This window comes from Ruegeria sp. (assembly GCF_028066395.1).
Taxonomy (GTDB): domain Bacteria; phylum Pseudomonadota; class Alphaproteobacteria; order Rhodobacterales; family Rhodobacteraceae; genus Ruegeria.
Window position 1 is genome coordinate 6,399 of record NZ_JALCBM010000055.1, and the last position, 22,448, is coordinate 28,846.

The 22,448-nt window shown below is 59.2% G+C and carries 25 protein-coding genes and 1 riboswitch; of the genes, 12 read left to right on the top strand and 13 right to left on the bottom strand.

The window, feature by feature from the left end:
- Together MPJ51_RS16040 and metZ are read right to left on the bottom strand one after the other, a co-directional pair.
- Positions 1–878, bottom strand: an 878-nt coding sequence (locus MPJ51_RS16040; protein ID WP_298388761.1) for a GTP cyclohydrolase, FolE2/MptA family, incomplete at its 3' end; no start/stop codon positions are given.
- A 168-nt stretch (positions 879–1,046) separates the two neighbouring features.
- On the bottom strand, positions 1,047–2,237 hold the full coding sequence (gene metZ / locus MPJ51_RS16045; protein ID WP_298388763.1) for an O-succinylhomoserine sulfhydrylase: 1,191 nt from the start codon (positions 2,235–2,237) through the stop codon (positions 1,047–1,049).
- 64 nt (positions 2,238–2,301) lie between these two features.
- A riboswitch (SAM riboswitch) is annotated at positions 2,302–2,379 on the bottom strand.
- 128 nt (positions 2,380–2,507) lie between these two features.
- Here metZ and MPJ51_RS16050 point away from each other — a divergent pair.
- On the top strand, positions 2,508–3,197 hold the full coding sequence (locus MPJ51_RS16050) for a glutathione S-transferase N-terminal domain-containing protein (protein WP_298388765.1): 690 nt from the start codon (positions 2,508–2,510) through the stop codon (positions 3,195–3,197).
- 83 nt (positions 3,198–3,280) lie between these two features.
- Here MPJ51_RS16050 and MPJ51_RS16055 read toward each other — a convergent pair whose 3' ends face one another.
- Positions 3,281–4,162 carry a hypothetical protein gene (locus MPJ51_RS16055; protein ID WP_298388767.1) on the bottom strand — a complete coding sequence of 294 codons (882 nt, stop codon included), beginning with the start codon at positions 4,160–4,162 and terminating at the stop codon, positions 3,281–3,283.
- A gap of 417 nt (positions 4,163–4,579) precedes the next feature.
- On the opposite strand from MPJ51_RS16055, the gene MPJ51_RS16060 reads away from it, so the two are divergent.
- On the top strand, positions 4,580–5,359 hold the full coding sequence (locus tag MPJ51_RS16060) for an extensin family protein (protein ID WP_298388768.1): 780 nt from the start codon (positions 4,580–4,582) through the stop codon (positions 5,357–5,359).
- A 15-nt stretch (positions 5,360–5,374) separates the two neighbouring features.
- Here MPJ51_RS16060 and MPJ51_RS16065 read toward each other — a convergent pair whose 3' ends face one another.
- Positions 5,375–5,764 (bottom strand): OB-fold nucleic acid binding domain-containing protein, encoded by a 390-nt coding sequence (locus tag MPJ51_RS16065; protein ID WP_298388770.1) that lies wholly within the window; start codon positions 5,762–5,764, stop codon positions 5,375–5,377.
- A gap of 127 nt (positions 5,765–5,891) precedes the next feature.
- Between MPJ51_RS16065 and MPJ51_RS16070 the strand changes: the two genes are divergently transcribed.
- Both MPJ51_RS16070 and MPJ51_RS16075 read left to right on the top strand, forming a co-directional pair.
- Positions 5,892–6,215, top strand: a complete 324-nt coding sequence (locus tag MPJ51_RS16070; RefSeq protein ID WP_298388772.1) for a 2Fe-2S iron-sulfur cluster-binding protein — start codon at positions 5,892–5,894, stop codon at positions 6,213–6,215.
- Positions 6,215–7,006 (top strand): VCBS repeat-containing protein, encoded by a 792-nt coding sequence (locus MPJ51_RS16075; RefSeq protein WP_298388774.1) that lies wholly within the window; start codon positions 6,215–6,217, stop codon positions 7,004–7,006. Before MPJ51_RS16070 ends, MPJ51_RS16075 begins: the two co-directional genes overlap by 1 nt.
- Before the next feature lie 77 nt (positions 7,007–7,083).
- On the opposite strand, the gene purD is transcribed toward MPJ51_RS16075, so the two are convergent.
- Positions 7,084–8,346, bottom strand: a complete 1,263-nt coding sequence (gene purD / locus MPJ51_RS16080) for a phosphoribosylamine--glycine ligase (protein ID WP_298388776.1) — start codon at positions 8,344–8,346, stop codon at positions 7,084–7,086.
- 76 nt (positions 8,347–8,422) lie between these two features.
- Between purD and xseA the strand changes: the two genes are divergently transcribed.
- Positions 8,423–9,904, top strand: a complete 1,482-nt coding sequence (gene xseA / locus MPJ51_RS16085; protein WP_298388777.1) for an exodeoxyribonuclease VII large subunit — start codon at positions 8,423–8,425, stop codon at positions 9,902–9,904.
- A 3-nt stretch (positions 9,905–9,907) separates the two neighbouring features.
- Positions 9,908–10,549: a glutathione S-transferase family protein gene (locus MPJ51_RS16090; RefSeq protein WP_298388779.1), complete on the top strand. Its 642-nt coding sequence runs from the start codon at positions 9,908–9,910 to the stop codon at positions 10,547–10,549.
- Between the two features lie 2 nt (positions 10,550–10,551).
- Here MPJ51_RS16090 and MPJ51_RS16095 read toward each other — a convergent pair whose 3' ends face one another.
- On the bottom strand, positions 10,552–10,932 hold the full coding sequence (locus MPJ51_RS16095; protein WP_298388781.1) for a hypothetical protein: 381 nt from the start codon (positions 10,930–10,932) through the stop codon (positions 10,552–10,554).
- 141 nt (positions 10,933–11,073) lie between these two features.
- Between MPJ51_RS16095 and MPJ51_RS16100 the strand changes: the two genes are divergently transcribed.
- The 5 genes from MPJ51_RS16100 (at position 11,074) to MPJ51_RS16120 (ending at position 15,307) form a co-directional block, all read left to right on the top strand.
- Positions 11,074–11,706 (top strand): lysoplasmalogenase, encoded by a 633-nt coding sequence (locus MPJ51_RS16100; protein ID WP_298388804.1) that lies wholly within the window; start codon positions 11,074–11,076, stop codon positions 11,704–11,706.
- Positions 11,707–11,764: 58 nt separating this feature from the next.
- Complete coding sequence (gene ftsY / locus MPJ51_RS16105) at positions 11,765–12,922, top strand: signal recognition particle-docking protein FtsY (RefSeq protein ID WP_298388783.1); 1,158 nt, start codon at positions 11,765–11,767, stop codon at positions 12,920–12,922.
- Positions 12,923–13,006: 84 nt separating this feature from the next.
- Positions 13,007–13,909 carry an EamA family transporter gene (locus MPJ51_RS16110; RefSeq protein WP_298388785.1) on the top strand — a complete coding sequence of 301 codons (903 nt, stop codon included), beginning with the start codon at positions 13,007–13,009 and terminating at the stop codon, positions 13,907–13,909.
- Between the two features lie 17 nt (positions 13,910–13,926).
- On the top strand, positions 13,927–14,532 hold the full coding sequence (locus MPJ51_RS16115; protein WP_298388787.1) for an inner membrane-spanning protein YciB: 606 nt from the start codon (positions 13,927–13,929) through the stop codon (positions 14,530–14,532).
- Between the two features lie 106 nt (positions 14,533–14,638).
- The gene (locus tag MPJ51_RS16120) at positions 14,639–15,307 is read left to right on the top strand and encodes a Crp/Fnr family transcriptional regulator (RefSeq protein WP_298388788.1); all 669 of its coding nucleotides are present in this window, start codon (positions 14,639–14,641) and stop codon (positions 15,305–15,307) included.
- Positions 15,308–16,013: 706 nt separating this feature from the next.
- On the opposite strand, the gene MPJ51_RS16125 is transcribed toward MPJ51_RS16120, so the two are convergent.
- From MPJ51_RS16125 to speB, 6 genes are all read right to left on the bottom strand, one after another.
- A complete protein-coding gene (locus MPJ51_RS16125) occupies positions 16,014–16,445 on the bottom strand; it encodes a c-type cytochrome (protein WP_298388790.1) in 432 nt (143 codons plus the stop codon).
- Positions 16,442–17,734 (bottom strand): multicopper oxidase family protein, encoded by a 1,293-nt coding sequence (locus MPJ51_RS16130; protein ID WP_298388792.1) that lies wholly within the window; start codon positions 17,732–17,734, stop codon positions 16,442–16,444. The genes MPJ51_RS16125 and MPJ51_RS16130 overlap by 4 nt, the downstream gene beginning before the upstream one ends.
- A 26-nt stretch (positions 17,735–17,760) precedes the next feature.
- The gene (locus tag MPJ51_RS16135; RefSeq protein WP_298388793.1) at positions 17,761–18,627 is read right to left on the bottom strand and encodes a CopD family protein; all 867 of its coding nucleotides are present in this window, start codon (positions 18,625–18,627) and stop codon (positions 17,761–17,763) included.
- A gap of 2 nt (positions 18,628–18,629) precedes the next feature.
- Complete coding sequence (locus MPJ51_RS16140) at positions 18,630–18,971, bottom strand: copper resistance CopC family protein (protein WP_298388795.1); 342 nt, start codon at positions 18,969–18,971, stop codon at positions 18,630–18,632.
- A gap of 11 nt (positions 18,972–18,982) precedes the next feature.
- On the bottom strand, positions 18,983–19,414 hold the full coding sequence (locus tag MPJ51_RS16145; RefSeq protein ID WP_298388796.1) for a cytochrome c: 432 nt from the start codon (positions 19,412–19,414) through the stop codon (positions 18,983–18,985).
- A gap of 723 nt (positions 19,415–20,137) precedes the next feature.
- Complete coding sequence (gene speB, locus MPJ51_RS16150) at positions 20,138–21,271, bottom strand: agmatinase (protein ID WP_298388798.1); 1,134 nt, start codon at positions 21,269–21,271, stop codon at positions 20,138–20,140.
- Between the two features lie 7 nt (positions 21,272–21,278).
- Here speB and MPJ51_RS16155 point away from each other — a divergent pair, with 7 nt between their 5' ends.
- Positions 21,279–22,262, top strand: a complete 984-nt coding sequence (locus MPJ51_RS16155; protein ID WP_298388800.1) for a LysR family transcriptional regulator — start codon at positions 21,279–21,281, stop codon at positions 22,260–22,262.
- Here MPJ51_RS16155 and MPJ51_RS16160 read toward each other — a convergent pair.
- The coding region (locus MPJ51_RS16160) for a hypothetical protein (protein ID WP_298388802.1) at positions 22,235–22,448 on the bottom strand (214 nt) is incomplete at its 5' end. The genes MPJ51_RS16155 and MPJ51_RS16160 overlap by 28 nt on opposite strands.

Here is a 22,448-nt window from a genome sequence, read left to right on the forward strand (position 1 = left end):
GCCTGTTCATCCTCGCGCTTGACCATGACCTGCGTCTCGGTCGGCACCGCACGACGGCAGAGCGCGATCAGATCCTCGAACCACAGGCAATCGGCGTTGCAATCCACCACCACCGAAATCCGCGCGACCGAGCGCTGGGAATGCGGCGTCGCCAACTGCCCACGCGTGGACCGCGCATGTTCGCTCAGCTCCAGCGAACAGGGGCAGGTCGAGGAATAGACATAGTCCAGATGCATGATCTTCAGCCGCTCGCCCCCGCGTTCGACCAGTTCCAGCGCGATGTCGTAATACTGAAACCCCGACAGGCCCGAGCGCAGGCTTTCGATCCGGTCGGGATAGGAAAACCGCATCTGGATGCGCGCATCCAGACTGTCCAGATCGGTCATGTAATCATTCAGCGCCGATTCCATCACTTCGAAACTGAAGGTGCGTTCGGCGTGCTTGTAGAAGGACCGCATGATACGGGACATGTTGATGCCCTTTTTCCCGGCCTCCAGACTGACCGAGCCGGTAACGGATGTTTCCAGCGTCAGATCATCCCCCTGTTTGCGGTGGAATCGGATCGGCAGGCGGAAATTGGAGATCCCCACATGCTGAATCTGCTGTTTGGCCCCCCGGATCAGGCTGGACGGGCCGTTTTGCAGATCGGGCAGCGTGGCGCGATATGCCTCATCCGCGCGGAAATCTTCCGGGTAATCCCGCGACAAGGATGGGTAGTTGACCGGCACCAGACCGGGCACCAGACGCGCAACCGCCGGATCAAGCTGGCTGATCTCGGCCTCGGTGGCCGTCTCCGCCCATTTGCGCAGCACGTCCAGCGCGGCGGCGGCGGCGTCACGGTCCGGGGCCTCGTCCAGATCACGGGGAAGAAGGTTCATACGCAGGCTATCCTTGTTTCACCGCCCGACTATAGACGGTTTCAGACCACATTCCACTATAGGCCAATACGCGCTGTTTATCAGCCCGGATCAGGACATTCCGCATAAAACCGCCATTTTTCGGGCAAAAGCGCCCTGCCCCCGGGCTTTTCGCCCGGGAAAAGGGGGTTACGCCTGCGACGTCGCCAGCGCCCGTTCGATATCCGCCAGCAGATCACCCGCATCCTCAAGACCCACCGACAGGCGGATCAGACCGGGGGTGATGCCCAGCTCTTCGCGCTGATCTTCGCTGAGGCGCTGATGGGTGGTGGTGGCGGGATGGGTCGCGATCGACTTGGCGTCGCCCAGATTGTTCGAGATCACCGGAATCGTCAGTGCGTTGAGGAAGGCAAAGGCCGCCTCTTTCCCGCCCTTGATATCCAGCGACAGAACCGTGCCGCCCTTGCCGCCCAGTTGCTCCTGCACCAGCGCGTTCTGCGCGTGGGTTTTCAACCCCGGATACAGCGTCCGTGCCAGTGCCGGATGACCTTCCAGCGCCTCGGCGATCTTCTGCGCGCTCTCGGCTTGGGCATTGACCCGCAGCGCCATGGTCTCAAGCCCTTTGAGCATGACCCACGCGTTGAACGGGCTCAGCGCGCCGCCGGTATGTTTCAGGTAGGGCTCGACCGTGCCGCGGATGAAGTCCTTGGTGCCGATGATGACCCCGCCCAGCGCACGCCCCTGCCCGTCGATATGCTTGGTGGCCGAATAGATCACCACATCCGCACCCTGCGCGATGGCGCGCGAGAACACCGGGGTCGAGAACACATTGTCCACAACCACCAGCGCGCCGACCTCATGCGCCAGCAGGGCGACGGCGGTGATGTCGATCACCTCAAGCGTCGGGTTCGACATGGATTCGAAAAACACCGCCTTGGTGTCCGGGCGGATGGCGGCCTTCCACTGTTCCAGATCGGTGCCATCAACGAACGTCACCTCGACCCCGAACCGGGTCAGGATGTTTTCGACAATATAGAGACACGAACCAAACAGCGCCTTGGCCGAGACGATGTGATCGCCTGCCTTCAGCATCGACACCAGCGCGCCGTTGACGGCGGCCATGCCGGAAGCGGTCGCAAAAGCGTCCTCGGCCCCTTCCAGCATCGCGACACGCTGTTCGAACATTGACACGGTAGGGTTGCCGTAGCGGGCATAGATGAACTCATCCGGGCCGGTCTCAATAAACCGCGCCTCGGCCTGTTCGGCGTTCTCATAGACAAAGCCCTGGGTGAGGAAAATCGCCTCGCTGACCTCGTTGTACTGACTGCGACGGATGCCGCCATGGACGGCTTGGGTGCGTTTGTTCCAGCTCTCGCTCATCTTCAATCCTTTCAGCCTCCGGTTGGGAGGCAAACAAAAAACCCCAGACGCGGCCAAGCGAAAGGGGTCTTTCATCCTGACCTTTTAGCGGTGTTGTTTAGCGTGGCCCGCAATCCGGTAACAAATCGCCACGTATTGCTGTTGCCTTTACGCCCCGCTGGGGTGATCGTCAAGCCCGGCGGCGGGTCGGTCACGGTTTCGTAACACTCCGTCCCGCCCCTTGCCCGACGGCGCGAAAGCCCCATGATCTGAGCAAAGGACGGAGGCACCATGATCGATCTGTATTTCTGGCCCACGCCAAACGGCTGGAAGGCATCCATCGCGCTGGAAGAGATGGGCCTGCCCTACACCACCCATCTGATCAATATCGGCAAGGGCGACCAGTTCCACCCGGATTTCCTGAAGATCGCCCCCAACAACCGCATGCCCGCCATCGTCGACCCCGACGGCCCGGACGGCGCACCCATCTCGGTGTTCGAAAGCGGCGCGATCCTGATGTATCTGGCCCGCAAGACCGGGCAGTTTTATGGCGAAACCGAGCGCGACCGGATCGCCGTCGAAGAATGGCTGATGTGGCAAATGGGCGGCGTCGGCCCGATGGCCGGCCAGGCGCATCACTTCCTGAAATACGCCCCGCAACTGGACCCACCGCAGGACCACCCCTATCCCAAAGACCGCTACCGGACGGAGGTCGGACGTCTATACGGCGTGCTCGACCGGCGGCTGGCCGAGCACGAATTTGTCGCCGGAGATTTCTATTCCATCGCCGACATGTCGATCTGGGGCTGGGCCAGCCTGTGGGAGGGGCAGCAGCAGGTGCTGGAAGACAAACCCCATTTCGCCCGCTGGCTTGAGACGGTGAGCGCCCGCCCCGGAGTGCAAGCTGGACGCGCGCTGCATGCGGAACTGCGCGAGGACCATCGTGACAAGCAGGCGCAGGGGGTTTTGTTTCGGCGGTAATCCACCTCATTTACGCGTAAAGAGTTTATCTTTACGAATGCTGCATTCTCAACGGCCACCCCATAGAAGGCCTTCGAGGATCACTACATTTTCGCTCGACGACGCATGTTATCTCTGATCTCATTCAGTTGTTTTCTGGGATCTTCCCCCTTTTTTCCTATATGGATATTCTTGAGGACCCATTCAGCCAATTCGGCAGTCTCACGCGCCTCCTGCCCGACTACACCTTTTTCATCGGGCCCAATTATATACTTCCCGATGCTCGCATTTTTTCCTGAACTCCCAAACGACAATTCGTCATGCGGATAGTCAATCGGAGCAAACGAAAAATTGCAGTTCAGGGCGGCATGGCGCAGACTATTCTCAGATTTATTGCTAATGATTGCACCAAGTTTCGTAGCAACCAGAGAACCTCCGTAGTTCGGCTGACTCAATAAGTGCTCCCGCAACGTGACGGAGTGTTTACCGCCCGCTACATTACCGAATAGATAACTATCTAAAAATCCGCACATCCGCCGGAGTGCGAATACGACCTGGTCCAACTTAAACAAGTCTGCCCCCATCAGGTTGTATCCAAACAAATTATAGCGAACCGAAGCATCCCCATTTCGGTAAATGCGATGCACATAGAAATCAGCAGGTTCTCCGGTCCATTGGCCTTCAACCTGATCCGGTTTAACCAAAGACCCTGGCAATAGATCATCTGCAAACTCTTTAACCTTCGAGTAAAGCACATGAGCATTGTGCCCACCTTCTTTGGCCGACCGGTCATTGTACAGCAGAATTGCTTTTAGATATTTTTCAAGGCAGTGCGTAGCATTCCATAAGAAATCTGAAGGCATTCCCATCTGAAAACACCACCGAGCCAGAACGTAGTTTTGATCTGCCGTATCCACAAACATGTCCCGGATTATGGAACCCTGTTTGCACTTTTGGTTAGTGATGATCTTGGGGTCATTATCCACAGCAGGACTCCTAACATCGACAATTGGCTACGAATCTCTGATCAGAGATTGAAAGGGTACGCACCCGTAAGAACGATGTAAATATTTGACAATAATAGATATTTTGTGAATTTCCATACTACCCTAGTTAAATCGGCAAAAGCTGGATCATCTTTGTCTCTTCGATCAACACGTCCAACAGTCACGAAATGCTGTCGCTGCCTTGCGCGACAGCTTGTATTGTCAAACTCGCTCACGGCGTGCGCCCTGTCCCTCTTTCAATCGGCCCAAGGCTCTCAACCACCGACAATTCGCACTCCCCAACCAAAATGAAGACATCTCGTGTTTAAACGTTTATCCGTACCCAAAGCACAAAGCATGCGCTAGCCTAGCCTGAAAACAGTGGAAACGGATTTGGAAAGGAATGTCCCCGCTCCAATGCGGATACTAATCGCCATACTAATCCTGCACACAGGCCTCGCGCACGCGGCACCGGATTGCGCCGATGATCTCTGCACCCAGCCCAATGAAACCCGGGCGGCTGCGACGCCCGAAGATCTCGAACCGGGGCCAGAAGACGCGCCCGTCAAACGCTCGAAAACCCAAGGCCGAGAGGTGCTGACCTCCATCCGACCAAAGCCGCGCCCTGAAAAGTTTCTTCAACTGGAACGCGGACGGGAACAGATGCGGCAGCGCGGGGCGGTCTGTGGCGACTGGACCATTCTGGGTAAAACGCGCAAGCCGTTTACCGGCAAGTATCGCGGATGCGGCATTGCCGAGCCGGTTCAGGTGCAGATTGTGTCCGACATTTTCCTCAGCCAATTGGCCCTGATGGATTGCGAAACAGCCGTGACGCTGAAAACCTGGATCGAAACCACCGCCAAACCGGTTTTCGCCGATATCGGAGGCGGCCTGAAAGGGATGCGCCTTGCCGGACACTATGCCTGCAAGACGCAGAACAACCAGCCACATACACGCCTGTCCGAACACGCACGGGGGCGCGCGATTGATATCTCGACCTTTGTGCTGAATGACGGCACCCAGATCACCGTTCGTGACGGATGGACCGACCAGGTTCATGGCGACCGTTTACGCAAGCTGCATGGCGGGGCATGCGGGTTGTTCGGCACCGTGCTTGGTCCCGATTCGGATCAGTATCACAAGGGGCATTTCCACTTCGACACCGCCCGCCGCAACAGCGGGCCTGTCTGCCGCTAAGCGGTCTGGAGTGCCTCAATCGGCGGTGCTGGGGCTTTCCTCCCCCCGCACCAGCACATCCAGCAGGCCCGAGATATCCTCGACCTCTTCCGCGATCACATGGGTCACCGAATGCGCCCGCTGCATCCGGCCCGTGATCCGCAACAGCCGCCCCGAGATCACCGCGCGGCGGAAGCGTTCGTAGATCTTGCGCCAGACCACCACGTTCACGATGCCGGTCTCATCCTCAAGCGTGACGAAAATCACCCCCTTGGCCGTCCCCGGCCTCTGCCGCAGGATCACCAGCCCCGCCACCGTCACACGCGCGTTATCGGGCGGGATGCCCAACTGGCCGGCGGGCAGACAGGCAGGCGGTCGCGGCCAGTCCCGATTCCGGGCCGCAGGTCGAACAGGGGCAACAAGCATGAGAACAAAGGTAGAACATATCACAGGAATGTCCAGAGGCGGCGTGATGAGTCGCAAATGAGGCTGGAAAGACCTAAATCCCTTGACTAAACACCATTTCGAACATCGCAAAAGGAAGACGCACGCAATGGCAAAGATCACCTATGTCGAGCACGGCGGTACCGAACATACAGTCGAGGTCGCCAACGGACTGACCGTCATGGAAGGGGCCCGAGACAACAACATTCCCGGCATCGAGGCCGACTGCGGCGGCGCCTGCGCCTGCTCGACCTGCCATGTCTATATCCACCCCGACTGGGTCGAGAAAGTACCGGCCAAGGACGACATGGAAGAGGACATGCTGGACTTTGCTTACGAGCCCGACCCGGCCCGCTCGCGTCTGACCTGTCAGATCAAGGTCACCGACGCGCTGGACGGTCTGGTTGTGCAAATGCCGGAAAAGCAGATCTGATGCTTTCCAAAGCGCCGCGTCAGCCCGCCCGCCTGTGGCGGCGTGGGACTCGCGGCGCGCTGCTGACGTTGAGTTTATGGCTGGCCGGGACTGGGTTCGCCAGTGCCAATGAAACGATAACCTCAGCCAGATTTATCGACCCGACCAACCGCTATCCGCATGCCGTACTCGGGGATGACATCGAATACGGCGGTTTGGAGATATCCGTCGAAAACACTGCGCTGCCCAGCCTACTGTGGCAGGACCTCGCATACAGAAGAACAACTCAGTTCGTCCGGCTCCCTCTGGATCGTGTCTTTGAAGACCTTGAACCGCGACTTGCTGACGTCGATTCAGACGGCTCAAACGAAGTCATTGTCGTCGAAACCAGCGTTCACGAAGGCGCCCAACTGGCCATCTACAACGCACGCGGAGAAAAAATCGCCGCCACCCCACATATCGGCACCCGCTTCCGCTGGCTCGCCCCTATCGGCGCCGCTGATCTGGATGGCGACGGGAATGTCGAGATCGCCTTTATCGACCGCCCGCATCTGGCCAAAACCCTGCGCATCTGGCGCTATGAAAACGGCGACCTGACGGAAATCGCCGCGATACCCGGCCTGACCAACCACAAGATCGGCGAAGATTTCATCTCCGGCGGCATCTGGGATTGCGGCGCCCGCCCAAGACTGATCCTTGCCAGCGCCGACTGGTCCCGCATCATCGCCGTCATTTATGCCGGTGACTGGACCAAAAGAGACCTCGGCCCGCTCCACTCAGCAGACAGCCTCAAAGCCGCCCTCACCTGCTGATCCGCTCTTCATCTGGCTAAAAATATCCTGGGGGAGAGGCCGCAGGCCGAGGGGGCAAAGCCCCCTGCCCGCCAACCTCACAACGCGCGCCACCCAATGTCGCGGCGGAAAAATCCCTCAGGCCAGTCAACCCCATCCACCATCGCATAGGCCCGGTCCCGCGCGTCGTGCAATGTGTCACCACGCGCGGTCACGTTCAGAACCCGCCCCCCGGCGGCCTGCACCTGACCGTCAACAGCCTTGGTGCCCGCGTGGAACACCATGTTGCTGCTGTCCTCGGGCAGTGCGTCCAGACCGTTGATCACACTCCCCTTGTCATAAGCCCCCGGATAGCCTTTGGCCGCCATCACCACGGTCATGGCATGATCATCGGCCCAGTTCACCCGCGCCTCACCCAGCCGCCCTTCGGCTGCCGCATGCATCAGGTCCATCGCCTGCGCCCCAAGGCGCATCATCAGCACCTGACATTCCGGGTCACCGAAGCGGACATTGTATTCCACCAACCGGGGCTGGCCGTCCTTGATCATCAGCCCGGCATAGAGAACCCCCTGAAACGGTGTCCCGCGACGCTTCATCTCGGCCATGGTCGGACGCACGATCTGGTCCATCGCCAGGGCCTCAACCTCGGCGCTCAGGACCGGAGCCGGGGAATAGGCGCCCATGCCGCCGGTGTTCAGGCCGGTGTCACCCTCACCCACCCGCTTGTGGTCCTGCGCGGTGCCGACGGACAGGATGCTCTCGCCGTCACACAGGACGAAAAGGGATGCCTCTTCGCCCTCCATGAATTCCTCGATCACCACCTCGGCCCCGGCCCCGCCGAACGCACCACCGAACATGTCGTCGATGGCCTCCAGCGCGGTTTGTTCGTCCATGGCGACAATCACGCCCTTACCGGCGGCCAGACCGTCAGCCTTGACCACGATGGGCGCGCCCTGTTCGCGGATATAGGCCTTGGCCGGTGCGGCCTCGGTAAACCGCGCATATCCGGCGGTCGGCGCGTCTGCCGCGTCGCAGATCTCCTTGGTGAAGCTTTTCGAGGCCTCCAGCCGCGCCGCCTCGGCCGAGGGGCCAAAGACCAGCACGCCCGCTTCACGCAGACGATCCGCCACGCCTGCGGCCAGCGGAGCCTCGGGACCAATGATCACAAAATCAATCGCGTTTTCCTCGACAAAGCTGACCACAGCCCCGCCATTTTCGATATCCAGCGCGGCACAATCGGCAATCTGCGCGATCCCGGCATTTCCCGGCGCCACGATCAGACGGTCGCATTTGGGGTTCTGCATCACCGCCCAGGCCAGGCTGTGTTCCCGCCCGCCGCTGCCGAGAATAAGGATGTTCATGGGGTCGTCTCCGATCTGCTTGGCCTCGCTTGCCGGGCGTTCTAAGCTGGGCGGGCATTTGACACAAGGCGCTGAAATGTCCGACCTGCTTGACGACCCCATTCCCGGCCAGAATACCCCTGAATACACCGTCTCGGACATTTCCGGAGAGGTGAAGCGCATGTTGGAGGGCACGTTCGGGCGAATCCGTGTGCGCGGCGAAGTCGGGCGCGTGTTCAAGGCGCGGTCCGGGCATTTGTATTACGATATCAAGGATGACCGGAACGTGCTGGCCTGCACCACGTGGAAAGGGCAGATATCGGGCCTGTCGGTGGTCCCGGAAGAGGGGCTGGAGGTCGTGGTCACCGGCCGCCTCACCGCCTTTGGGGCGCAGTCGAAATACAATCTGAACGTCGATGAGGTTGCTGTCGCGGGCCAAGGCGCGCTGATGGCGCTGCTGGAAAAGCGCAAGAAACAGCTAGAGGCCGAGGGGCTGTTCGCGCCCGAGCGCAAGAAACCCCTGCCCTATCTGCCGGGCATCATCGGTGTTGTGACCTCGCCGTCCGGTGCGGTGATCCGCGATATCCTGCACCGGCTGCGGGACAGGTTTCCGCGCAAGGTGCTGATCTGGCCGGTGGCCGTGCAAGGCGCCAATTGCGCGCCCGAGGTCACCCGCGCCATCGAAGGGTTCAATCGCCTGACCCCGGGCGGCGCGCTGCCGCGTCCCGACCTGATCATCGTTGCGCGCGGCGGTGGCTCGATCGAGGATCTGTGGGGCTTCAACGAGGAAAGCGTTGCCCGCGCGGCGGCAGCCTCGGATATTCCGCTGATCTCGGCAGTGGGGCATGAGACCGATACGACCCTGATCGACTTCACCTCGGACCGGCGCGCGCCGACGCCCACGGCTGCGGCGGAATTGGCCGTGCCGGTGCGGATGGAGTTACTGGCCTGGACTGGCGAGCAAGGCGCGCGTCTGGCGCGCTCTGCCACGGACGCGGTGCAACGGCGCAGCCAGCGACTGCGCGATCTCTCCCGTGCCCTGCCGCGTGCCGAAACCCTGCTGGATACGCCCCGGCAGCGGCTGGATCAGGTCTCCGAGCGTCTACCCAATGCGCTGATCCGGGGCGTTCAGACCCGTCGGGTCAAGCTGCTGGACAGCTCCGCCCATCTGCGCCCCTCGACCCTGCGCGCGCTGGTCGAAACCCGCCGCGACCGCTGGCGCAACCTGTCCTCGCGCCTGACCCTGCGCCCGATCCAGCGCGAGTTGACCACCCGGCGCGACACCCTGACCCGTCTGGCCGAGCGGCTGGACACCGCCCAAACCACCCGGCTGGACCGCCTGCGTCAGCAACTGGACGCCACCGACCGCCTGCGCGAAACGCTCAGCTACAAGGCCACGCTGGACCGCGGCTATGCGGTGGTCCGGGCCGAGGGCGACGTGATCACCACCAAGGCGCAGGCCGCCGGACATCCGGTTCTGGAGATCGAGTTCGCCGATGGCCGGTTGCAGACCGGCGGCGCGAAACCCGCCGCGAAGAAGCCCAAACCGGACGCGCCCGATCAAGGGTCGCTGTTCTGACCCATGCTGACGATCTGGGGCCGCAAGACATCCTCGAACGTGCAAGCGCTGATGTGGTGCGTGGGTGAGCTGGGTCTGAACTATCAACGCCACGATCTGGGTCATCACTTCGGAGGGTTGGAGACCGACACATTCCGCACCCTGAACCCGAACCAGACCATCCCGGTTATGCAGGACGGGGACGATCCGCCCTTATGGGAAACCGGCGCGATCCTGCGTTACCTCGCCAACCGATATGGCAGCGAAGGCTTCTGGCCCACCGATCCCATTCGTCGCGCCGAGGTCGACAAATGGGCCGAATGGGCAAAGATCAACGTCGCCATGACATTCACTGTCCCGGTCTTCTGGCGCGTTGTGCGCACTGCACCGGCAGACCGGGATGAGACCGCCATTCAGGACGCGGTGGCGACATTGGAAGACAAACTTGAAATCGCCGACCACCAGTTGGCGACAACCCCCTATATCGCCGGATCAGAGCTGACACTGGCCGATATTCAACTCGGCCATATCCTGTTCCGCTACTATGACATCGACATACCACGCTCACCGCTGCCGTATCTGCACCGCTACTACACCACCCTGTGCAACCGGCCCGCATTCCAAGAGCATGTGATGATCAGCTACGAAGACCTGCGCGTCACCTGACCTCAGACCCCCACTTCGGGACCAAGGCAGACCATGTCTTCACCAAGATCAGACGCTTCATAGAGTTCCGTCGCCTCCGGGTTCCCCTCGAACTGCGCGATCAGCCCGCCGCCCGATTGCGTGAAGACCCAGCATTGCGGGTCAGGCCGGTCTTCGTAGAGGAAACAGATCTGATCCTCACGCTCGTACCAGATGCCTTCCTTGCACTGGCCATCCAGAAAGGACCAGATCACCCGCCGGTTCGGCAAATACCGCTCGACCCCGTAGACCTGCCCGTCAAAGCCGTAAAACAACGTCTTGCCCTGCGTATAGCGGTCAAACTCCGCCCCCGACAGGGCAGTTTGCGCGGCGGCGGCCTGGGCCGATAAGAGGGTGAGAATCATCAGGCGTCTGAACATATGGGCATTCTGTCAGAAGCCCGCCCCCGGCTTCAATCAACCTTTCCGCGATGGCCTCACTCAACGTCATGGATTGCATCGCGGACACATGTCGGGTGACATTGAACAGGACCCTCAGGACGGAGCCTGACCATCTTCTACGCAGCCCTCCTCTGTGCGCTGGCCTATCTGCCACTGACGGCCCGCCCGGCCAGCACACTGCGCAGCGTGCTGAAAACAGCCTCGGTCGCCCTGCTGGCGGCTCTCGCCCTGACGCAGGCCGCACCCTGGCTGCTGGCCCTGGCCCTTACGCTCTGCGCCATCGGCGACGCACTGCTATCACGCGAGACAGAAACCACATTCATGGCCGGTATCGGCGCTTTTGCCGCTGGTCATCTGGCCTATATCGCCCTGTTTCTGACCGCCCCCGCCAGCGACATGGGCTTGATTCTGACACAGCCCGGGATTTTTTGGTCCCTCATCCTGTTGGGCATAATCATGGCCACCCTGATCACCCCCCGCGCGGGCGCGCTGAAAGGCCCGGTGCTGGCCTATATCCCCATCATCCTCGGCATGGGGATCACCGTGCAGGCCCTGCCCGACACCGGAGCCCTGCGCTGGGCCCTGCCCGCAGCACTTGCCTTCATCGCCTCGGATCTGATCCTGGCAACCGAGAAATTCCTGCTGCCCGCCAACCATCCGGCCCTGAAACTCAACCCCTATCTGATCTGGCCGCTCTATTGGGGCGCGCAGGCCGGGTTCCTGATTGCCTTCACCTGACCCTTTGCAACTGCCGCCAATCCGCATTAGGTGAGGGGAACACCTGCGGAGACCGAAAATGGCGTTTTTTTCCAAGCTGAAGGACAAGCTGTTCAAATCCTCGTCGCGCCTTGAACAGGGGCTGGATGCGATTGTCGAGGATGGTGGCGAGGAAACCCCGGTTTCCCCCCCCGAAACGCCCGATCCGATCATCCCCGAGCCGGAGCCCGAACCGCAACCGGTGCCCGAAGTGCCCAGCCCCGCGCCCGCACCACAACCTGCCGAGCCGCCCGCGCCGATCCCTGCCGATCCCACCCCGGCCCCACCGCCGCCCGAGGTTCCCGAAGCCAAGGGCCTGCTGGGCCGCCTGTTCAACCGTGGCGAGGACCGCACCGTGGTGCGCCGCACGCTGGATGACGACATGCTGGAACAGCTCGAAGAGCTGCTGATCGCCTCGGATATGGGCGTCGACACCGCCCTGCGCGTCACCGCCAACATGGCCGAGGGGCGCTATGGCCGCAAACTCTCGACCCGAGAAATCAAGCAACTGCTGGCGCAGGAAGTGGCCCGCGTGATGGAGCCGGTGGCCAAGCCCATGCCGATCTATCCCAAACGCCCGCAAGTGGTGCTGGTCGTGGGCGTCAATGGCTCGGGCAAAACCACCACCATCGGCAAGCTGGCCAGCCAGTTCAAAGCCGCCGGAAAGAAAGTCGTCATCGCCGCGGGCGATACCTTCCGCGCCGCCGCTGTCGAACAGCTGCAGGTCTGGGGCGACCGCGCAGGCGTGCCCGTCCTGACCGCCCCCGAAGGTTCAGACCCCGCCAGCCTTGCTTTCGACGCCCTGACCAAAGCCCAGGAAGACGGCGCCGACCTGCTGATGATCGACACCGCAGGCCGCCTGCAAAACCGCGCCGACCTGATGGAAGAACTGGCTAAGATCGTCCGCGTCATCCGCAAGGTCGACGACACCGCCCCCCACAACACCCTGCTGGTGCTGGATGCCACCACCGGCCAGAACGCGCTGAGCCAGGTGGAAACCTTCCAAAAACTCGCAGATGTGTCCGGCCTCGTCATGACCAAGCTCGACGGCACCGCCAAGGGCGGCGTGCTAGTGGCACTGGCGGACAAGTTTGGCCTGCCGATCCACGCCATCGGCGTCGGCGAACAAATCGACGACCTCGCCCCCTTCGACCCCGAAGAATTCGCCGCCGCCCTGACCGGCCTGCACCAAACCTGATCCCCCTTCATCTGGCCCAAAATATCCTCCGGGGGTCTGGGGGTGGAAAACCCCCAGCCTCTCCACCCGTGAAAGAACCGATTGTTGAGCGACTGGCTAATCTCCCTCGAAGGCACCGAAGCGGGCCACAGGCTGGCCCTCGGCCTCGCCCTGATGGCCGCCTTCCTGCACGCGGTCTTCGGCGCGCTGCAAAAGGGCCGCCACGACCCGTGGCTGTCGCGCGGGGCCATCGACGCCAGCTATTGCCTGATGGCGGCCCCCTTCGCGTTTTTCGTGGTCCCCTGGCCCGAACCCTATATGTGGCCGATCTTTGCCACGATCTGGCTGATCCATATCGGCTACAAGATCCTGCAGGCCATGGCCTATACCAAGGGCTCCTACACCGTGGTCTACCCGGTCGTTCGCGGCACCGGCCCGCTGTTCACCGTGATCGGAGCCTATCTGCTGTTCGGGGAAACCTTCTCGGGCCTGCAATGGCTGGGCGTGGCCACGCTGCTGACGGGGATTTTCGGGCTGGCGGCCTATAATCTCCGCTATCTCGAAACCAATCGCGACACGCTGACCATCGCGCTGGCTCTGGCCTTTGCCACCGGCCTGTTCGTGGCGCTTTATACCACCTATGACGCCTACGGCATCCGCGCCACAGCCGATCCGTTCACCTTTCTGGCGTGGTTCTTCATGATCGACGGCGCCACCATGCCGTTCTACGCCGCCCTCAGATGGCGCGCCATGCCCAACCGCCCGGCCCTTGGTCCGCTGATGCTGCGCGGCTTCACCGGCGGCCTGATCGCACCTTTTTCGTTTGGAGCCATCATGCTGGCCACAAGGCTCGACAAAGTGGGTGAGGCCGCCGTGCTGCGTGAAACCTCAACCGTCTTCGCCGCGCTGATCGGATGGCTGGTGCTGAAGGAAACCGTCGGCCCCAGACGCATCGCCCTGATGGCATTGATTGCACTCGGCGCTGTAATAGTTGAAATGGGCGGGTAACCAGCAGGACGACGACCATGACAGGCAAGAAAGACATCAACCCGTTTCTCAAACAGGTGCTGGAGCTGGGGCCGCCGCTGGCCTTCTTCTTCATCTACCTGCGCCTGCGCGACGACAGTTTTCTGATTGGCGGGACCGAATATTCCGGCTTCATCATCGCCACCATCCTGTTCGTGCCGCTGATGCTGGCCGCGATGGGCATCCTTTGGGTCCTGACCGGCAAACTCAGCCGGATGCAGATTTTCACCGCCTTCATGGTCATCTTCTTCGGCGGCCTGACCGCATGGTTCAATGACGAGCGTTTCTTCAAGATGAAAACCACGCTGGTCTACGGCTTCTTCTCGGCGATCCTCGGCATCGGCCTGCTGCAGGGCAAATCCTATCTGGCCTATGTGCTGGAAGAGATGATGCCGATGAAACACGAAGGCTGGATGATCCTGACCCGCCGCCTCTGTGCTTGTTTCGCGGTGCTGGCCGTGGCCAATGAACTGGTCTGGCGCACCCTGTCGACTGACCTTTGGGTCAAGATCGAAACCTTTGGTTTTCCCATTGCCTTGATGGCGTTTCTGATGCTGCAAATCACCATGCTGCAACGCTATATGGACGACCCCGACCAAAAGTAGCGGGCGTCTATCTTTGGAAATTCCCGACAAAATCCTTGGCTTAATGCCAAAGCTGTGAATAATTGAAGGACCACTCAAAACACTCACGCCGGAGCACCACCGTATCATGACGGCCTTTCCCAATAGTGGATTCCTGTCCGAAGCCTCAGAAGGGCTGCGGGAAATGCTGGCCGCGCAGGCTGCCGAGGTTGCGCTGGACCGGGGCGAGGTGCTGTTCGAACAAGGCGACGAAGGCGACGCGCTTTACGCTATTCTGGAAGGCACGCTCGAAGCGTCCTTTCTGGCCATGAGCGGGCGCAAACTGTCGCTCAGCCTGATGCGCCCCGGCGAAGTGTTTGGCGAGATCGCCCTGTTCGACAACGGCCCGCGCACCGCCACCATCACGGCGGCCGAGCCCTCGCGGGTGTTGCGCGTGCGCCAGCGCGACGTGATGAAACAGATCCAGCAGCACCCCGATCTGGCGGTCGACATGATCCGGCTGGCCGGTGTGCGGATGCGCTGGATGGGGGCGCAGTTGAACGAACAAGTGTTCCTGCCCATGCCGGTGCGGCTGGCCCGCAAGCTGCTGCTGCTGTCCGGGCAACAGGATTCGCCCACCGCCCGCATCACTCTGTCGCAAAGCGAACTGGCCGAATTCGTCGGTGCCACGCGCGAGGCGGTGTCCAAGACGATCTCGACCTGGAAACGCAGCAATGTGGTCGAAGCTTCGCGCGGGGGGCTGCAAATCCATGATTTCGACGCGCTGAAACAACTGGCCGATTCAGATTTAATCTAAAATTTAATCTTACATGTGAACCGCTTCACATACCGGAGGCAGAAGCTGACGTAGGGTCATATCTGTTACCGTAGGAGGCCGGGTTTATCATCCCCGATATCTGTCCACCGGCCTCTCCCTGTACCAGAGCCATATGCCTTCCCCGGCATATGGCTTTTTCTTTGGCCCCACGCGTTGAGCCGGAAAGAACAAGGCCCGGAGGATTGTCTTAAGTCCCCTACCCGAAGTGGTGTTGCGCAAAAATACGGTTCAACTGGCCGCAACGACACAAACCCTCTCAAAGGATGGATGTGCGACCTGTGCGATATTTTTTTTCATCAGCGTAAAGGGCTGCTCAGCGCAACAAACCTTCCGTTCAGCATTTTTGGCACAACGTCAGCAATGCAGGTTCTCCGGCAATACGGAAGCCGCCTGTAGGTCTCCTCAAAAGAATAGCATGTTGTACATGTGCCTCCTGACAACAACGCAAGAACGCTGTATCGAACGTCCATGAGAGGATATCATCACCGATTTTCGAGCTAACGCACGATCAATGGCTCGTAATGCATCACGAGGACAGGCTTCTTCCCGAGTTGCGTAACGTGATCGATACGACGCTCAAAGTTTTGCAAGAAAACTGCATGAACCAGAAAGGCTGCGGTGCGATATCACAAAAAACCGGCGTGAGTGCTATGCCCCACTCGCCACAGTGCGAAGGCTGTCTTCCTTAATCATGCGGTGGATTGCGGCCCGCTTGAATTTCCTGAACACGCTCAGGCCAAGTGGACTTTATGTAGGCGAGAATATCCCAAATATCGTCATCGATGAGGATGTCTCCAAATCCGGGCATGCCACTTGCAAAGCCGTCGACGCCGCGCGCGGCCAACGCAGCCTCGCCTCCTAGCTGAGTGTATTCAAAGAGAAGCCGATTGTCGTGGTGCCATGTGTGCCCGCTCTCATCATGAGGTGGTGCAGGCAGAATGCCGTTTTCGTCGGGCGTCTGCCAATCAGGCTGCCCTTCCAGATTTGCACCGTGGCAGGACGCGCAGTGTTCAGCGTAGAGGGTCTGCCCTTTGCTCAAATCGCGGCCGTCCATTTCGTGGCCAGCGATTGCACCAGTCGCGGCGCTACATGCAGCGACGATCAGAAAGCGTTTCATGCTACTTCCACCCATGTCTTCATGCCAGCCGCCTGGTGCCCCAGCATGTGACAGTGCAACAGCCATTTGCCGGGATTGTCGAACACGCAGACGATTTCGCGGGTATCACCAGCATTTACCATCGCTGTATCCCGGAAAGCGCCTAAGCTATTGTTCGCCCCGACTTCAAAGAAATGATGCCCGTGCAGATGGATGCCATGCGGGAAACGGGTGTCGTTCACCAGACGGATGCGCGCCGTTTGGCCGCGTTCAAACCTATGAAACGGCGTATCCGTCAGGCCAGATTGCCCGTTGAACGCCCAAATATCCGTTTGCGTGCTTGCGGGACGGCTCATCGCCCCACCTTGCATGGTGAGCGACAGAACCACCGCATTGTCCAGATCCGGCTGCTTCTGCTCATTTGGTGGCAGTGCGGGAATCTCGGAAGGTTGCCGCGTGGTGTTCGCCCCCTCAACCGGGATTTCGCCCAGCAGGTAGGGATCGTCGCGCGTTGGGAAGACAAAGGCGATCTGATCATCTGATGTTACGTCAGCAATGATATCTGCGCGTTGAGCTGGTGCGAGAATGAGATTCGAAACCGCTTGCGGGTTCGGCAGTGGCATGCCGTCGAAAGCAACGATTTTGCCGTCGATGCCTTCAAGCTCAATCGGGAATATCCGGTCTGTTGCGACGTTGATCAACCGCAAGCGCACACGATCACCGAGCCGGACGGGTGAATTCGGTTCGACAAGCGCACGAGCAAAGTTTCCCAGCCGCCCTTGATGTGCCTGATCGTGCCTGTTCTCAAAGCCCTCGGCGAGCGCTCCGTTTTCGGTGATGCGCCAATCGTCAATCATGACAATCAGATCGTGATCCACGTCGGGCGGCGTTAGTTCCTCAACAATCAGCGGTCCATAGAGACCCTTTGCAACCTGCTCCCAGGACCGATTGTGGGAGTGATACCAGAACGTCCCTGCATCGGGTGCTCGAAAACTGTATTCAAACTCAGCACCCGTCTCTACGACCTCTTGGGTCATCCCCGGCACGCCATCCATCGCATTGTCGATGCGCAGCCCGTGCCAATGCACTGCAGAGCCTTCATCAATCTGGTTCAAGAACCGAATATCAAATGTATCGCCCTGACGGGCGCGAAGCACCGGACCAGGTGCACTGCCGTTAAAGCCAAGCATCGGTGTCGCCGGATCACCTGCGGGCAGGATTTGCGCGTTGACCGGCTGTGCGATCAGTTCAAAGGGAACTGATGCAAGAGCGATGCGCGGTGCCAGCGCCGCCGCACATGTTGTGATCAAGAAGCCTCGCCTGTTCATGGATTGCCTCAATTCGGTAGGGTCAGAACACTGGTGAGCGCCGCGGTGGCTACAAGCACCATCAGAATGACCACAGTTTCGCTTTCAATAGATCGCGCCAGATGGCGCGCAGCTTTTTCATCCCCTGCTTGCATGGCTGGAACAAAGCGGAGTTTGTTTGCGGCTGCCAACGTCAGGATCGCGCCCACAAGTGCAAGTTTGACCAGCAGGGTTTGCCCGTAGCCAGTGGTCGTCAGAGCCCATAGATCACCCAGCAACATCCAAGCCATCAGCAGTCCCGCCAAAATCAATGCAGGAACAATAATCGAAGCCGCCTGTCCAAACCGATGACCCAACATTGCTGCGCTGTTCAGATGTTCTGGCCGTTGCGACAGGGCACGCAAGGGTCCAAGGATACCAATCCAAAACGCAACACCCAAAAGGTGCAGGAGCAATAGAAACCGGACGCCGGTTACTTCCAACTCGGGGACATGCCCGATCTGGGCGAATGACCACAGGGCGATCAGTCCACCGGCAAGCGCGATCCATTGGCCGATAAGGGGCATGAATGCCCCGACTATTATCAAAACCGTCCCGACAAACCGATAGACCAGAACGTCGCCAACCGGGGTCTGCCACAACAGGCCGAGCATTTCCGGATCGGTCATCCCATCGGCTCCGCCCGTCAGGGCGGCGCCGCGCAGCATGAACCCGAGGACAGAGCCTGCAAGCGCAAGCCCCGCCAACTGCGCTGCCTGCACACGCATCTTATCGACCAGAGGCGTCACCAAGTCGGCGAAAGCAGCCCGAACAATCAAAAGCCCGGTCGAACCTCCAATACCGACATAGAGCATCAGCTTGGAAAGTATTGCGCCTAATCCCCAGATATCGGGCATGGTCAGTCCACTGTGAATGTGAATTCACCCTGCATGGCGTGCCCGTCCGCACCCAAGCCCCGCCATTCAATGCGATAGGTGCCTTCGCCCATGCTCTGAAGCGGGAGCGCGAATGCGCGGCCAAAGCTTGTCTGGTCTCCGAGATCGAGCGTGACGGTATGCGCCTCCTGATGGATCATGTTCACCTTTGTCAGGCGAATATCATCCGTAAAGTTAAAGCTGATCTCAGAGGGTACTTCGGCAATTGTCGCGCCGTTTTCGGGTGTGGTGGTGTCCACGCTCGAATGGGCAAAAGCGTTTGTGGCAAGCATGGAAATCAGTGCAAATGTGGTGAGCTTCTTCATTGGGAGGTTCCTCAATTTATTCCATTGGCGCGCTGGATTTCGCGGATGTAGTCGATGACCATAGCCACGTCACCGCGGGTCAAGCCCTCAACCGGAGGCATGTCACCAAACTGCCAGTGATGGCTTCTGACGCCCATTGCGACCGCGCGTTGAAAGGATTCGTCTGCGTGATGGCTGGGTTCATAGATGATATGGACCAGCGGTGGCCCTGCGCCTTCTACGCCGACCGCGTTGCTGCCGTGGCACGCGGCGCAGGCGTTCTCGAATATACGCTGCCCCATGGCCGCATTCCCTTCGATAGGCGGCATTTGAATTGCCACCATCGCATTGTCTTCGGTGGGTGCCAACTGCGCGGCTTCGTCAACTTGGGCGGGGCGTAGGGTGATATAGGCAGCGACGGCTGCCACGGCGCACGCACTAATCAGGAGATGTTTTCGGTTCATGTACTGGTCCTAACCTTATGTAACAGAGTGGTGCCGCAAATAATTTGCAGCACACTGGAACGTGTTCACTGCCGTGAACAACGTCGGAAATCTGTTTCAAGTGTTAGGTGGCCTGTCCGGGTTGTCCGGTTCATTGAGCGTCGAGAGCTTTGAGGCCTGCCATGCCTCTACAATTACGGATCGGTTAGGTGTCGCTAGGAAATCCTGCGCTGTGAGCGCAGCGGTATTGCAAAGGAATGGATTACATCCTTCGTGCGTCGTGCCGTCTGGCTCATGTGAGGTGCTTCCACTTGGCGAAACTACGGTGTGGTCAACATGGTGATCGTCTACAGACGCATGCACGTGGTGTTCGCAATGCCCACCGTTGCAGTCCTCCAGCATCGCATGCGCGCGGTCACCGAGCCCTGCCATCAGGACCAACAAAACAACAAGAAGTGTTGCAGTTATGGTTCGAGCGAACTTCACACTGGGAACCTATCTTAGGTCCCCATCAATGAAAAGCGGACATTGATGCATCGTGCAGTATTGGTGGGTTTGGGGCTCCTTGCAGACCTCGGAGGCACCGCAGCATCTGTAGTGGCGCGCCGAGTTTATTCATCGTGGACGAGAGCCCAGACTGACCGATGCTGCGCCATGCACGAAGGGCGGGTTTCGGATTTTAGCAGCGTATTCTACTGTAAGCTATGTCGGCTAGGGCAAGGAAATCTATACCTTCTCGACCTTTCAAGATGAAAGTGTCTGATTGCGGAATTTCATCAAGCTCAGGATTTCAAACAGCACTGTGGCCGCGTTTTGAGCTGTGTTTGATGTGGCGTCGTATGAGGGCGCTACTTCGACGACATCACCACCCACTATGTTCATGCCTGCCATGCCGCGCAGCAGGCCAATGACTTCGCGCGGTGTCAGCCCGCCGACTTCGGGTGTGCCAGTACCGGGTGCAAATGACGGGTCCAGGGAATCCACGTCGAAGGACACGTAGGTCGGACCATTACCCACGACCTCCAACGCTTGGGCAATGACAGCATCCAGCCCTGATTTGGCCAAGGTTTGCGCCTCGATGACTGTCATGCCCGAGGCATGTGAAAACTCCCAGAGGTAACCTGACTGACCCCGTATTCCGATCTGCACTGTGCGTTCGGGATCCAGCAAACCTTCCAGCACTGCGTTGCGGAAGGGACCACCATGGTGGAAACGCTCACCATCGAATGGACCGCCGGTATCGGCGTGGGCATCAATGTGCAGCATTCCGACCGGCCCATCCTTTGCCAATGCGCGCAGGATCGGAAGGCTGATCGAGTGATCGCCACCGACTGACAGCGGCAATGCTCCAGCGGTCACGATCTTGGCGACGGCCTCGGTGATGTCTTCGTGGCTTTGTTCCAAACTAAAGCGGCTTCGGAATGGGACGTCGCCCACATCGGCAACCTTCATTTCCTGAACCGGCGCGCAGCGTAATCCGTCATTATACGGGCCAATCCGTTCGACCGCGCGCAACGCACGCGGACCAAACCGTGATCCTGAACGATTTGTAACCGCCAGGTCCATCGGCATGCCAATGATCGCTACATCCAGCCCCTGCAAAGCTTCGTCGGTCAGCTCCGCAGCGGGGGCGTCCAGGAAGGTCATTGCCCCGGCATATGGAGGCGTGCGGCGCGTTCCACCGGGATCGAACAGCAGAGAAGAGATGTATTTGGCGTGCTCGTCGTAAACGACATGACTATTGGGCCCATCAAAACGAGCTCTCAACTGTTCAAGTTTCTTGTCGTTCCACGCCATATGCTTTCCAACTCCTAACTTTTGGATATCTGCACCGCACCAAAATATCCGGGTGCAGCGCCCCTGGAAATTGCTGGACATCCAATTAATGTTTCATTTACGTGCAAAGGTCACGGGAGGGGCGAAGAAGAACATGCGGAAAAAGGTATTCTTCGGCGCCGTCAGCGATGTCGATCTTCGTTTGATGCGTGTACTGACCAAAGTGGTCGAATGCGGCAGCCTGTCTGCTGCTGAGGCTGAGTTGGGGGTAGGTCGTTCAACGATATCACGTCAGATAACCGACATAGAAACCAGACTTGGTATGCGACTCTTGCACCGTGAACGCGGGCGGCGGGGATTTCAGCTCACACAACATGGTCAAAAAGCCATGGTCTATATTGACCAGCTATTGTCGGCGACAGATGAGTTTGTCGAAGGCATCGCCACGATCAACGAAAATCTTGTCGGGACTCTGGATATCAGTATGACTGATTTCACCTATTCCGACGAAAGAAATCCGCTGACCAAGGTATTGCGTATTTTCAATCAGTTGGCTCCAAATGTGGCCATTCATCTCAAAGTCGGATCACCCAGGGAGATTGAAAAGCGCCTGTTGGAACGCACCACTCATCTGGGCATACTTCATCGTTACACCTCCTTCGAAGAACTGATCTACGAGCCCCTTTATGACGAATATTCAAGCGTGTACGCGGGGGAATCGCACCACTTGATTCAGCAGCTTCGGCAAACCGGAAAAATCACCGTCAAAGAGGCGCAGGCGCATCAATTGATATCCAGAGAGTATCGGGAGGGCAGCCTGCAAATCGGGCTGAAAAACCGGTTCAAGCGCGGCCCTGTCGTATTAGAGACCGAAGCCGTCGCTGCATTGGTCAAAGCGGGGATTTATCTGGGATATCTACCAGATCATTACTTTGATGGACGAGAACCTGATTTTTTCAAAGTTCTGCCAAACACCTTTAGTTACAAGAGTACAGTTCACATGGCCTATCATCATACCAAGGTGATGAGCCCTCATGCGGAGGAATTCCTGAAGTTGATGCGGGCTCATGCAGGACGGCTGCCACCGGGGTAATGCCCCGGCGACTTTTGCACAGCTATGAAACTTTCGTTCGGCATCACGCTATTTTTGGTAGCCAGATTTACCGTCACATTGCGAACCCAAAAATCACCGCATTCGCCGTTTCCCGAGAGTACGGTTTGATGCTCAGGAGGACAAAGGTGACCGACGCGCTTCGCAACGACAAGACACAAGAAATCT